The sequence below is a fragment of the Kitasatospora sp. SC0581 genome (genome assembly GCF_048159585.1).
GTDB lineage: Bacteria > Actinomycetota > Actinomycetes > Streptomycetales > Streptomycetaceae > Kitasatospora.
In genome coordinates, this window is the sequence record NZ_JBLRWA010000003.1 from 416220 (window position 1) to 428943 (window position 12724).

A 12724-nucleotide genomic window follows, 5' to 3' on the forward strand; every position below is an offset into this window, starting at 1 on the left:
GCGGGGCGGGGGTGGCGGCAGCGTCGGGCTTTCCGGAGGCCCCGTCCGCGCCGTTACGCAGCCGATGGGCGGCCGTGACACGACCGGCCGAGGACCGCGACACGGCCCTCCTAGCGTCATCCCCGACGCCACCGGCCGAACCCGTCGAACCGGGTGAAGCGGCCGGAGGGCGTCCGCGACGAGGACGTACGCGTCCGGCGCCGACGACGGACGTCCCGCGACACCGGCCCGCCGGGGCCCGCGAAACCGCACCGCGGACCGCACCGCGGACCGGCGGCCACCACCCACCAACCGACGCACGATGGAGACACCCCGTATGAGCAGGAGCCGTACCCACCACTCCCCCGCCCGCCGCGTCCTGGCCGCCTGCGCCCTGACCGGCGCCGCGCTGCTGGCCACCGTCACCGGCGGGCAGGCCTGGGCCGACGGCGCGCCGAAGCCGGCCGTGCCCTCCGCCGCCCCGGCCGGCGACGCCGCGGTGCGGACCGCCCCGCCCGCGCCCGCCGCGCCCTCCGCCGCCCCGAAGCCCGAGGCCTCGCCGGCCGTGGCCGCCCCGAAGGGCGCAGCCCCGGCCCCGGCCGCCCCCGGCGGCGCCCAGCCGCAGGTCCGCGAGGTGCCCAAGGGCGCCGCGCAGGCCGGTGACGGCTCCACCGCCTCCGACGGTTCCGGCCTGATGCTCGCCGGTGGCGGCACCGTCGCGGCCGTCGGCGCCGCGGGCCTGGGCTTCGCCCTCCTGCGCCGCCGCTCCGGTGCGCGCGGCTGACACCGGTCCCGAGTCCGCCGGGCACCCCGGCGCCGCTTCCCCGTACCCGGCCAGTCGGGGAAGCGGCGCCGGGGCCGCCCCGGTGGCGGGGACCGACAGCCACCGACGCGCCCCGGGCCACCGGCGGGGGCGCCGACGCGCCGCCCGGCCCGGCCCCGGCCCGCTGCGCCGTACCGCCTTCGGCACCGCGGGCCTGCTCTGCCTGGTGCTCGGCACCTCGCTCGCGCTGTCCGGCCGGGAGACCCCGGTGGTGCGGGTCGAGACCTCCGGGCACGGCACCGGCGCCGACACCCCGGCGGCGGCCCCGGGCACCCCGGGCACCCCGGCCACGACCGGCACCGCACCCACCGCCCCGAAGCCGTACGCCTCCTCGCCGCCGACCCGCCTGCTGGTGCCCTCCGTCGGAGTGGACGCACCGGTGACCGACCTCGGCCTCAACCCCGACGGCACGGTCGAGGTGCCGCCGGCCGACCGGGGCGAGGAGGTCGGCTGGTACCGCAACGGCCCCACCCCCGGCGAAGCCGGCCCCGCCGTGCTCATCGGGCACTACGACACCGTGCACGGCCCGGCGGTCTTCAAGCAGCTGCCGAAACTGCGCCCCGGCGACCTCATCCGGATCCGGCGCGCGGACGGCGGCACCGTGGACTTCAAGGTCCGCGAGCTGCTCCAGGCCGCCAAGGACCGCTTCCCGACCGAGCAGGTGTACGGCGACACGCCCGCGCCCGCGCTCCGGCTGATCACCTGCGGTGGCCGGATCGGCTCGGACGGCCACTGGACGGACAACATCATCGTGCTGGCGGACCTGGCCTGACGGTGCACGAACCGCCGTCGGGGAACCGCCGGCCACCGCCCGCACGACCTACCACCGGGGCGGCGACGGGAGGCGACGAGCCGGACCGTCGCCGTGGACGCAGGCAGAGCAGGCAGAGCAGGCAGCGCGGACAGCGCGGGCCCGGCAGGAGGACGAGCACCGACCGTGGCAGCAACAGCACCCCCACCACCCCGCCGCCGTCCCGGCGCCGTCCCGGTGGCCGCCCTGGCCGGCCTGGTCGTCGTCCTCGCCCTCGCCGCCCTGGCCTTCGGCCGGGCCACCCCCGGCGAGCTGCGCGACCAGGGCCCGGCCCGGGCCGTCAGGCCGCCGGCGGTGTCCCAGCCGCTCTGGCCGGACCTGCCCACCTCCCCGCCGCCGGCCGCGTCCGCGACCGACACCACCCAGGAACCGCCGCAGCCCGTACCGGACGTGACCGTCCCCGGGCGCGACATCACCGCGGTCGACGTCCGCACCGTCCTCGCCAAGGACCCGGACGTCGACCAGGAGGAGCGCCAGGCACTCGGCTCCTGCGCCGGCTGCGAGGTCCGCGCCCCGGAGTTCCGCGACCTCACCGGCGACGGGCAGCCCGAGCTGATCACCGTCGTCACCACCCCCGGGCGGGCCGTGCTGCACGTCTACGCCCTCGCCGAGGACCGGCTGCTGCCCGTCCTCCGGGTGCGGGTCCAGCCGGCGTTCAACGCCTCGACCATCGGCACCGACCTGTGGCTGATCGAGCCGACCAGCGTCGACGCCCGGACCACCAGCCACTACGCGTGGGACGGCAAGAGGCTCACCCTGAACGAACGCAGGGACGAGGGCGTCATACCGCTCCCGTCCACCGGCCCGGACGCCGGCCGGCCGGCCACCGCCGTCCCCGACCCCGGACCGGCGCCCCGCCCCGCCCCGTACGCGCCGAAGCAGGCGGCCCCCGAGGCCGCCGTCCCGTCCCCGCGCGGCGCCCGGCCGTCCTCCGTGCCCTCCGCCCCCTCCGTGCCCGGCGCGTCCGTCGCGCCCGTCGCGCCCTCCGTCCCCGCCGTGCTCCCGGAAGCGAAGCGATGACCCCCGCCGCCACCCCCGCCCACCCGCACATCCTCCTGGTCGAGGACGACGAGGTGATCCGCGAGGCCACCCGGATGGCCCTGGAGCGCTACGGCTTCCCGGTCACCACCGCCGCCGACGGCCTGGAGGGCCTGGAGGCCTTCCACGCCGTCCGGCCCGACCTGCTCCTGCTGGACGTCATGCTGCCGCTGCTCGACGGGGTCGGCCTCTGCCGCCGGATCCGGGAGGAGAGCCAGCTGCCGATCCTGATGATGTCCGCCCGGACCGACCCGGTGGACGTGGTCTCCGGGCTGGAGGCCGGGGCGGACGACTACGTGGTCAAGCCCTTCGAGAGCGCCGTCCTGGTCGCCCGGATCCGTACGGTGCTGCGCCGCGTCCCGGTCGCCCCGGCGGCCGACGCCCCGCCGGCCCCGTTCGCTCCGCCCCCGCAGTCCTCGCCGTCCCCGCCCGCCCCGTCGCCCGCTCCGCCGTCCCCGCCCACCCTTCCGTCCGTCCGCAGCTTCGACGGCCTCCGGGTGGACACCGACAGCATGGAGGTCCGGGTGGACGGCCGCCTCGTCCCGCTCACCCCCACCGAACTGCGGCTGCTGCTGGAGTTCAGCGCCGCGCCCGGGATCGTGCTGGAGCGCTCCACCCTGCTCGAACGCGTCTGGGACTACGAGTGGGGCGCCGACACCCGGGTCGTGGACGTCCACGTGCAGCGGCTGCGCGCCAAGATCGGCTCCGGCCGGATCGAGACCGTCCGCGGCTTCGGCTACAAGCTGCGGCGCCCGGCATGACCCTGCGCCGCCAGATCGCCGCCGCCGTCGCCGCCATCGCCGTCCTGGTCGCGGTGGCCGTCGGCCTGCTGGTCCACCAGGCGATGATCCGCCAGCACGTCGACCAGGCCCGCTCCTCCTCGCTCGCCACCCTCGACTCCGCCTTGAACGACTACGAGCGCGGCGGCGGGAAGGCGGTCGGCCGGGGCGCCGTCCTGAACGACCCAGCGCTGCCCGAGCGGCTGCGCGCCCTCGCCGCCGGCGACCGGCACGGCTCGCTGCTCGTCGCCGACGGCACCGGCGAGTCGATGTGGGCGGCCGGCCCGGTGCCGGACGGGGTGGTGTCCGTCCGGGTGGACTTCACCCAGGACCGCCAGGCCATCGCCGACCTGGACCGGATCATCCTGCTCACCGTCGTCGCCGCGGTCTTCACCACCGTGCTGGCCGGCGTGCTCGTTGCCGACCGGATCAGCCGCCGGCTGCGCACCGCGGCCACCGCCGCCCGCGGCATCGCGGCCGGCGGGACGGACACCCGGATCGGCGAACTCGTCGACGGCAAGGACGAGGTCGCCGACCTCGCCGCCGCCGTCGACCTGATGTCCCGCACCCTGCACCGCCGGCTGGAGGACGAGCAGCGCTTCACCGCGGACGTCGCCCACGAACTGCGCACCCCGCTCACCGGCCTCGTCACCGCCGCCGAACTCCTGCCGCCCGGCCGCCCCACCCAGCTCGTGCAGAACCGGGTCCAGGCACTGCGCGGCCTGGTCGAGGACCTGCTGGAGGTCTCCCGCCTGGACGCCGACGCCGAGTCCCCCGACCTCTCCGCCGTCCCCCTGGAGCGCGCGGCCCGCCGCACCGTCACCCTCACCGGCCTGGACGTCACCGTCGAGATCACCGCCGACCGGCAGGTCCGCACCGACCTGCGCCGGCTGGACCGCATCCTCGGCAACCTCATCCTCAACGCCCACCGCCACGGCACCGGCCCGGTCCACCTGCACGTCGACGGCCCGCGGATCACCGTCCGCGACCACGGCCCCGGCTACCCCGAGGACCTCCTCCGCCACGGCCCGCAGCGCTTCCGCACCAACGCCCCCGAACGCGGCCGCGGCCACGGCCTCGGCCTCACCATCGCCACCGGCCACGCCCGCGTCATCGGCGCCACCCTGACCTTCGCCAACCACCCCGCCGGCGGCGCCCTCGCCACCCTCACCCTCCCCCCGAACTGACCCCGGACACGACGGAAGGGCCGGCCCGACAACCCGTCGGACCGGCCCTTCCCGTTCTGCGCGGAGCCCCCTGCCGGGTTCGAACCGACGACCCCCGCTACTGGGCCGGACGGGACCTGTCGGCCGGGGCTTCAAGATGGCGCGCGAGGATGGCGGCGAACGCGAGGTACGCCTCGATCTTCGCGGCTCCGACGAGAGCATCGGGCGACACATGCTTTGGCAGCCGGTCCAGGTACGCGCGGGCAGCGTTGGCGTGGTCAACGTAGTCACTCATGCAGGCCCCCCTGAGGATGATCACGAAGTTTGTGCGAAGCCTACGGATGTACACCGGGCGGCGGCGCTGTTTCGGCGGATGTCCCGTCCGGGCCAAGGTCGACAGTGCCGAGCGCCGCCGGCACACTTCGGGCTGAGCGGGTGGTTCCCTCCTCGATCGGGCAGCTTCGCCGCACCCGGGTTCTCCAGGAGCCGCCAAGGCCAAGGCCGGTGTCTCCCCGGACATCCACTTCCACGACGTCCGGCACACCGGACGCTTCTGGCACGCCCGTGGCACAGCCCGAGCAGGACCGCAGCAACGACGAAGGGCCAGCTCTCCCGGATCACCCCGGCGAGCTGGCCCTTCTGGCGTCTCCGCCCCGGAGCCCCCTGTCGGGTTCGAACCGACGACCCCCGCTTTACAAGAGCGGTGCTCTGGCCAGCTGAGCTAAGGAGGCACGGTGGCCGTCCGCGATGGATCACGGCGGCACCGGGGGGCAGTCTACCGGGCCCGGGTGACGGGATGGGGGTATATCCGGGGGTTGGTGGGATGGGTGGGCGTGATGGAACCGATGCCGAAATCGGGTCGGGTGGGGGCTGACAAGCGGCGGACGCGCAGGTAGCGTCGCCGGGAGCCGGTTCGTGGCAGTGGTTCAGACCACTGGTGGGCCGGCGGAGCAGAACAGACCCCCTTTACTCGGATCGTCCGGCACGTTCCTGCCGGTGAAGGAGACAAACAACCATGGCTTCTGTCACGTACGACAAGGCGACCCGCGTGTACCCCGGGGCGGACAAGCCCTCGGTGGACGCGCTGGACCTGGAGATCGCGGACGGCGAGTTCCTCGTGCTGGTCGGCCCCTCGGGCTGCGGCAAGTCGACCAGCCTGCGCATGCTGGCCGGTCTGGAGGACGTCAACGCCGGTGCGATCCGGATCGGCGACCGCGACGTCACCCACCTGCCGCCGAAGGACCGGGACATCGCCATGGTGTTCCAGAACTACGCGCTGTACCCGCACATGACCGTCGCCGACAACATGGGCTTCGCGCTCAAGATCGCCGGCGTGAACAAGGCGGAGATCCGCACCAAGGTCGAGGAGGCCGCGAAGATCCTCGACCTCACCACGCTGCTGGACCGCAAGCCGAAGGCGCTCTCCGGCGGTCAGCGCCAGCGCGTCGCGATGGGCCGCGCGATCGTCCGCCAGCCGCAGGTCTTCCTGATGGACGAGCCGCTGTCGAACCTGGACGCCAAGCTCCGCGTCTCGACCCGTACCCAGATCGCCGGCCTCCAGCGCCGCCTGGGCATCACCACGGTGTACGTCACCCACGACCAGACCGAGGCGCTCACCATGGGCGACCGGGTCGCGGTGCTCAAGGACGGTCTGCTCCAGCAGGTCGACACCCCGCGCAACATGTACGACAAGCCCGCGAACCTCTTCGTGGCCGGCTTCATCGGCTCGCCGGCCATGAACCTGGTCGAGGTGCCGCTGGTGGACGGCGGCGTGAAGTTCGGCGGCTCGGTCGTCAACATCTCCCGCGAGGACCTGGCCGGCGCCGGCACCGACAAGACGGTGACCGTCGGTGTCCGCCCGGAGCACTTCGAGATCGTCCCGGCGGGCGGCATCGAGGGCGTCGCGGTGACCGTGAACGTGGTCGAGGAGCTCGGCTCTGACGGCTTCGTCTACGGCACCACCCAGATCGGCGGCGAGGACCACGACCTGGTCGTCCGCGTGCCCGGCCGCCAGATCCCGGCCCGCGGCGAGACCGTCCACGTCGTGCCGATCGCCAACGAGACCCACGTCTTCTCCACCAGCTCCGGCCTGCGCCTGAGCAACTGACGCGACCCCGCGCGACAGCCGCGGCCAGCGCGGCACCCGGAGCCCGTCGGACCCTCGTGGTCCGGCGGGCTCCGTCCGTACCCCCGCCCCTTCGACCCCGTCCGGACGCCCCCGCGTCAACACGGCAAGGGGACAAACCCAGACACCGTGTCACTCGATGGGGTAACGGAGGGCGATCCGGCCCGTACCCACCGCTACTCTCCTGAGGGTGAAGCAGCTGTTGCGCCGTATCGGCCAGACCGTCGCCCTGACCCTGCCGGTCGTCCTGGTGACCACCGGCACCCTCGCCGTGACCAGGGTCCCGTGGGCCCCGCCGACCGGGCTCGACCAGCAGGTCGTGGCGGCGTCCAGCGGCGACGGCGCCGGGATCGGACGCTCCAACAACGCGGCCGGCGCCATGGCCAAGGCCTCGGACGGGCTCGCCCCGCAGGAGTCGCTGCGGGTGGTGCTGCTGGACGAGCTGCGGGCGAAGAACCCCTCCGCCGCGCTGGACCTGCTGGAGCGCTCGATGCGCGAGCAGCCCTCGCTGACGCCGTACTGCACCTCGCTGGCCACCGAGTTGGGCAAGGCCGCGGTGCGCAAGTACCAGGGCGACGTCCAGCGGGCCCGCACCTTCGCCCGCCCGGTCTGCGACGGCGCGTTCGCGGCCGGCGTCGTCGGCTGAGGCGGCCGGGAACGCAAGGGAAGGCAAGGGGGCCGAGGCAGGCCCCCGAGGCGGCGGACGCCCCCGTCCGCCGCCTTATTGTTCAGGCATGACCGCTGACTCCGGCCCCACCGCCGACCTCCCGTCCGCCCGGCCCCCGCAGCCCCACCCGCCGCGGCCGACCACGACGCCCGTCACCCAGGCCGTCATCCTGGCCGGCGGCCAGGGCTCCCGGTTGCGCCCCTACACGGACGACCGCCCGAAGCCGCTGGTCGAGATCCCCGGGACGGGCACACCGATCCTCGGCCACCAGCTGGCCTGGCTGGCCGAGGAGGGCGTCACCGACGTCGTGGTCTCCTGCGGGCACCTCGCCGACGTGCTGGAGGAGTGGCTGGACAAGGCGGACCTGCCGCTGCGGGTGCGCACGGTGGTCGAGGCGGAGCCGCTCGGGCGCGGCGGCGGGCTCAAGTACGCGGCGAAGGCGCTGCCCCGCCCGGACGAGCCCTGGTACGCCACCAACGGCGACATCTGGACCCGGTTCAGCCTGCGCGAGATGGCCGCCTTCCACCACGAGCGGGACGCCGTCGCGACGCTCGCGCTGGCCCGGCCGCGGATCCCCTGGGGCGCGGTGGAGACCGACCAGTTCGGCAACGTGCTGGACTTCATCGAGGCGCCGCCCTCGCCCTTCCTGATCAACGCCGGCCTGTACGTGTTCAGCCCCGAGTTCGCCGAGCTGCTGCCGGACGTGGGCGACCACGAGCGCACCACCTTCCCCCAGCTCGCCCGCGGCAAGCGGCTGGCGGGCTACCAGCTGCCGCAGGGCGTGTACTGGCGGGCCATCGACACCGCCAAGGACCTCACCGAGGCGGCCAAGGAGCTCGCCTCCGGCGCCGGCCGGTCCCCCAGGTAACCAGCGGGCCGCGAGCCGTACGGCCGCCCGCGGACACGCGTCGGCCGGGTGCTCCCCGCGGAGCACCCGGCCGACCGCCGTCACGCGGGCCTCAGGTCGCGGTCGGCACCCCCGGGTGGGAGGTCCGGCCGCCGGAGAGGTCGGCCAGCGGCGCGCTGCCCAGCACCCCGCCGAGCAGCCCGCCGGAGCTCGGGCTGGACTTGGCCGCCGGCCCCGAGCCGCCGGTGCCCGGGGTGCCGCGCGAGGCGGGGGCGGTGCCGCCGGAGCCGCCGGACGGGGCGGGCGCGGCCGGGGAGGAGCCCGACCCGGCCTCCGGCTTGCCCGAGTGCGCCTTGCCGCTCGGCGTCGGGGTGGCCGGCTTGGTGGACGGCGTGGCGGCCGGGGTGGTCGCGCTCGGCGTCGGGGTGGCCGGGTGCGGGGCGGCGGGTTGGGGCGTGGTGGACGTGCCCTTGCCGCCGGGGGCGCCGGACGGGCTGCCGGACGGCCAGACCGGGGTGCCGTAGTCGGTGGCCGGACGGTCCGGCGCCTGGTGCGCCCGGGCGCCGGTACGGACGGCGGCACCGAGCATCGAGCCGAGCAGCAGGGTCAGGCCGACGACGACCGTGGTGACCACGGTGCCGCGGCGCAGCACCCGGCGGCGCAGCGCCCCGGGCGCGTCCGCGCCGTACCGGCGCCAGGCCTCCAGGCTGAGCCGCCCGTCCAGCGAGGCGAACGGCGCTCCGGCGATCAGCAGCGGGCTCCACGCCGCGAGGAAGATCAGGTCCGGGGTGTCGTAGACCGGGACGGCCCGCCAGCTGACGGTGAACAGCAGCGCGGCGGAGAGCGCCATCGCGGCGCCGGCGGCGAGCCGCTGCCAGAGGCCGAGGACGGTCAGCACGCCGACCACGATCTGGGTGAACGACACCACCAGGCCGGCGCCCACCGGGTGCGCCATGGCGAAGGCCAGCAGCGGTTCGGCGACCTTCCAGGGGTGCAGCGAGGAGAGCCAGCGCATCATCGAGCCGCGCTCGCCGCCGTCGAAGTACACCGGGTCGCAGAGCTTGCTGAACCCGGCGTAGACGGAGAGCGAGCCGAGGACGGCGCGCAGCGGCAGCAGCACCAGGCCGAGGTCGACCCGGCGGCCCGGGTACCAGGGCTGCCTGCCCGCGGCGTCGACGGCGGAGACCTCGGGCAGTTCGCCGCTCGGGGTCCAGCCGTGCGGCTCGCCGACCGGGCCGACGCCCGCGTCGGTGGCGGTGCCGGCGCCCTCGCGGGGCTGGCGCGGGAGGGTGCGGGCGCCCGCGAGGGAGGGGAGCGCCTGGGTGTCCGCCTCGATCAGGCGGACGCCGCCGGCCGGGGTGCCGCCGGGGCGCACCGCCTCCAGCAGCCGGGTGGCCGCGAGGTCCCCGGGGGGCGCCTGGCCGGTCCAGGTGACGGCGGTGACCCGGCCCTTGCGGCGCGGTGCGCCGCCGGCCCCGGCCCCGGCCAGCGCCGGGACGGCGGAGGAGGGCACGACGACCTGCGGGGTGACCAGCGGACGGCGGATCAGGCCCTGGTTGGCGTACGGGTCGCCGAATGCGGCACCGGTGGACAGCAGTCCGGCCGGGGCATCGATCAGCGGCGCCACCGGGCCGCCGAGCCGGAGCCGGAAGCTCGCCTGGGTGCTGCTGAGCCGCGAAGGGTCCGACTCCACCTTGACGGTGTTGAGGCCGGGGCCCGCGTCTATCCCGGTGCTGCCGTCGCCGAACAAGGGGCGCCGAGGTGTTCTGGTGTCCACGCCCGTCTAACCGGGTGACGCCCGCTTAGGACACTCTCCCGGGTGGATGTCCGGCGCACACTTGAAGTGATCATGAAAAAAGCGATCGGGCCCGGTCGGGGCCCGATCGCCTTCACTCGGATTGCGGGGAATTCGGAAGATCTCCTGCGCGCCGCGACCCGGCCGTGCTCAGCGCTTGGCGCGCAGTCGCGCGGCCTCGTACAGCACGATGCCCGCCGCGACACCGGCGTTCAGCGACTCGGTCAGGCCGGACATCGGGATCCGGACCCGCATGTCGCAGGTCTCCGAGACCAGCCGGGACAGGCCCTTGCCCTCGCTGCCCGCGACGATCACGACCGGACCGGTCAGCAGCTCCAGGTCGCCGATCTCGGCCTCGCCGTCGGCGGCCAGGCCGACCACCATCAGACCGGCCTTCTGGTAGGCCTCCAGGGTGCGGGTCATGTTGGTGGCCCGGGCGACGGGCAGCCGGGCCGCGGCGCCGGAGGAGGTCTTCCAGGCACCGGCGGTCATGCCGGCCGCGCGGCGCTCGGGGATGACCACGCCGTGCGCGCCGAAGGCGGCGGCCGAGCGGACCACGGCGCCCAGGTTGCGCGAGTCGGTCACGCCGTCCAGCGCGATGATCAGCGCGTCCTGGCCGGCGTCGGCGGCGTCGACCAGCAGGTCGTCGGGGTGCGCGTACTCGTACGGCGGCACCTGGAGCACCAGGCCCTGGTGGTTCATCCCGCCGGTCATCTGGTCCAGCTGGGGCCGCGGGGCCTCCATCAGCGGGATGCCGCGGTCGTTGGCGGCCTGGAAGGCGTCGCGGACCCGGTCGTCGGTGTCGATGAACTGCTGGACGTACAGCGCGTTGGCCGGGACGTCGCCCTGCAGGGCCTCGACCACCGAGTTGCGGCCGAAGACCAGCTCGGCGCTGCCCGCGCCGCCGCGGCCACCACGGCCGCCGCCGCCGGCCCGGCGCATGCCGGCCCGGGCCTTGGCGTCCCGCTCGCGCTTGATCGCGGCGTTGGCGGCGCGCTGCTTCGGGTGGCCCTTGCGCTCCGCACCGGGCGGCGTCGGGCCCTTGCCCTGGAGCGCCTTCCGGCTGTGGCCGCCGGTACCGACAGACGCGCCCTTCTTCGATCCGGGGTTGCGACGGTTCCTGCGTGCACTGTTGCCGGCCATGGCTGTACTTCCTGTCTGTCCGGCATGCCCCGGCCGTCCCGGTCTGCCCGGTGGCGGCCGACGGCATGCGCTACGTCATGCGGGAGGGCCGCACCGGTCCGGTACGGCCCACCCATCACCCCGATCGTCGGATGGGGTTACTGGCTGTTGATCGTCCAGCGCGGGCCGGACGGGGTGTCCTCGATGGCCAGCCCGGCGAGGCCGAGCTGGTCGCGGATGGCGTCCGCGGTGGCGAAGTCCTTGCGCTCGCGCGCGGCCTGCCGCTGGTCCAGGACCAGACGGACCAACGAGTCGACCACTCCGTGGAGGTCCTCGCCGCGCTCCGTCCCGGCCCAGTGCGGGTCGAGCGGGTCGAGGCCCAGTACACCGAGCATCGCACGGACCTCGGCCAGTCGCGCCACCACGCTCTCCTTGTCGTCCGCGTTCAGGGCGCTGTTGCCCTGGCGGACGGCGGTGTGCACGACGGCCAGCGCCTGCGGCACGCCGAAGTCGTCGTCCATCGCCTCGGCGAAGGCCGGCGGCACCTCGGGCGCCGCGTCGACCGTGCCGCAGCGCTCGACGGCGCGCTGGATGAAGCCCTCGATCCGGCCGAAGCCGGCCTCGGCCTCGCGCAGCGACTCCTCGCTGTACTCGATCATCGAGCGGTAGTGCGGGGCCGCCAGGTAGTAGCGGAGCACGATCGGCCGCCACGCCCGGACCATCTCGGAGACCAGCACCGAGTTGCCCAGCGACTTGCTCATCTTCTCGCCGGCCATGGTGACCCAGGCGTTGTGCACCCAGAAGCCGGCGAAGTCGTCGCCGTAGGCCTTGGACTGGGCGATCTCGTTCTCGTGGTGCGGGAAGATCAGGTCCAGCCCGCCGCCGTGGATGTCGAAGGCCGCGCCCAGGTACTTGTGGGCCATCGCCGAGCACTCCAGGTGCCAGCCCGGACGGCCGCGGCCCCACGGGGTCTCCCAGCTCGGCTCGCCCGGCTTGGCGGCCTTCCACATCGCGAAGTCGCGCTGGTCCCGCTTGCCGGTCTCGCCCTCGCCCTCGGGCTGGCGCAGGTCGTCCAGCTTCTGGTTGGAGAGCGCCAGGTAGTCGGGGTACGACCGCACGTCGAAGTAGACGTTGCCGTCGGCCGCGTAGGCGTGGCCCTTCTCGATGAGCCCCTGCATCATCGCGATCATCTCGGGGATGTGCCCGGTGGCCCGCGGCTCGACCGTCGGCCGCAGGCAGCCGAGCGCGTCGTAGCCGTCGTTGAAGGCGCGCTCGTTCTCGTAGGCGATCTGCCACCACGGCGTGCCGAGCTCGCGCTCCTTGGCGATGATCTTGTCGTCGATGTCGGTGACGTTCCGGGCGAAGGTCACCTGGTAGCCGCGGTAGGCGAACCACCGCTGCATGAGGTCGAAGTTGAGGTACGACCGGATGTGCCCGATGTGTGGCGCCGACTGAACGGTAGCGCCGCACAGGTAGATCGAGACACAACCCGGTACAAGCGGGACGAAGTCGCGTACCTGGCGGGTGCTGGTGTCGTACAGACGAATGCTCACAGCGTCAAGCGTAGTGGGC

The 12724-nt window shown here is 74.7% G+C and carries 12 protein-coding genes and 1 tRNA gene; 8 read left to right on the forward strand and 5 right to left on the reverse strand.

Going from position 1 to position 12724, the window contains the following annotated elements; genetic code table 11:
• Nucleotides 1–316: 316 nt before the first annotated feature.
• The 5 genes from ACLWS4_RS08145 (at nt 317) to ACLWS4_RS08165 (ending at nt 4617) form a co-directional block, all read left to right on the forward strand.
• Nucleotides 317–763, forward strand: coding sequence for a sortase-dependent protein (locus ACLWS4_RS08145; RefSeq protein ID WP_416873651.1), 447 nt, complete (start codon nt 317–319; stop codon nt 761–763).
• 82 nt (nt 764–845) lie between these two features.
• Entirely contained in the window at nt 846–1574 is a 729-nt protein-coding gene (locus ACLWS4_RS08150) for a class F sortase (RefSeq protein ID WP_416873652.1), read from the forward strand.
• A 165-nt stretch (nt 1575–1739) separates the two neighbouring features.
• A complete protein-coding gene (locus ACLWS4_RS08155; protein WP_416873653.1) occupies nt 1740–2633 on the forward strand; it encodes a hypothetical protein in 894 nt (297 codons plus the stop codon).
• Complete coding sequence (locus ACLWS4_RS08160; protein ID WP_416873654.1) at nt 2630–3412, forward strand: response regulator; 783 nt, start codon at nt 2630–2632, stop codon at nt 3410–3412. The genes ACLWS4_RS08155 and ACLWS4_RS08160 overlap by 4 nt, the downstream gene beginning before the upstream one ends.
• Nucleotides 3409–4617 carry a sensor histidine kinase gene (locus ACLWS4_RS08165; RefSeq protein WP_375876595.1) on the forward strand — a complete coding sequence of 403 codons (1209 nt, stop codon included), beginning with the start codon at nt 3409–3411 and terminating at the stop codon, nt 4615–4617. The genes ACLWS4_RS08160 and ACLWS4_RS08165 overlap by 4 nt, the downstream gene beginning before the upstream one ends.
• 97 nt (nt 4618–4714) lie before the next feature.
• On the opposite strand, the gene ACLWS4_RS08170 is transcribed toward ACLWS4_RS08165, so the two are convergent.
• Nucleotides 4715–4891 carry a hypothetical protein gene (locus tag ACLWS4_RS08170; protein ID WP_158077680.1) on the reverse strand — a complete coding sequence of 59 codons (177 nt, stop codon included), beginning with the start codon at nt 4889–4891 and terminating at the stop codon, nt 4715–4717.
• Nucleotides 4892–5253: 362 nt separating this feature from the next.
• Nucleotides 5254–5327, reverse strand: a tRNA-Thr gene (locus ACLWS4_RS08175).
• A 284-nt stretch (nt 5328–5611) separates the two neighbouring features.
• Here ACLWS4_RS08175 and ACLWS4_RS08180 point away from each other — a divergent pair.
• The 3 genes from ACLWS4_RS08180 to ACLWS4_RS08190 all read left to right on the forward strand — a co-directional run bounded on the left by ACLWS4_RS08180 (nt 5612) and on the right by ACLWS4_RS08190 (nt 8256).
• Nucleotides 5612–6703, forward strand: coding sequence for an ABC transporter ATP-binding protein (locus ACLWS4_RS08180; RefSeq protein ID WP_049656383.1), 1092 nt, complete (start codon nt 5612–5614; stop codon nt 6701–6703).
• Nucleotides 6704–6911: 208 nt separating this feature from the next.
• Nucleotides 6912–7367 (forward strand): hypothetical protein, encoded by a 456-nt coding sequence (locus ACLWS4_RS08185; protein WP_416873655.1) that lies wholly within the window; start codon nt 6912–6914, stop codon nt 7365–7367.
• Between the two features lie 88 nt (nt 7368–7455).
• Nucleotides 7456–8256 (forward strand): nucleotidyltransferase family protein, encoded by an 801-nt coding sequence (locus tag ACLWS4_RS08190; protein ID WP_107086556.1) that lies wholly within the window; start codon nt 7456–7458, stop codon nt 8254–8256.
• A 91-nt stretch (nt 8257–8347) separates the two neighbouring features.
• Here ACLWS4_RS08190 and ACLWS4_RS08195 read toward each other — a convergent pair whose 3' ends face one another.
• From ACLWS4_RS08195 to cysS, 3 genes are all read right to left on the reverse strand, one after another.
• Nucleotides 8348–10012 (reverse strand): DoxX family membrane protein, encoded by a 1665-nt coding sequence (locus ACLWS4_RS08195; RefSeq protein WP_117488413.1) that lies wholly within the window; start codon nt 10010–10012, stop codon nt 8348–8350.
• 168 nt (nt 10013–10180) lie between these two features.
• Complete coding sequence (gene rlmB / locus ACLWS4_RS08200; protein WP_049657177.1) at nt 10181–11173, reverse strand: 23S rRNA (guanosine(2251)-2'-O)-methyltransferase RlmB; 993 nt, start codon at nt 11171–11173, stop codon at nt 10181–10183.
• Nucleotides 11174–11310: 137 nt separating this feature from the next.
• Complete coding sequence (gene cysS / locus ACLWS4_RS08205; RefSeq protein WP_049657179.1) at nt 11311–12705, reverse strand: cysteine--tRNA ligase; 1395 nt, start codon at nt 12703–12705, stop codon at nt 11311–11313.
• Nucleotides 12706–12724: the final 19 nt, after the last annotated feature.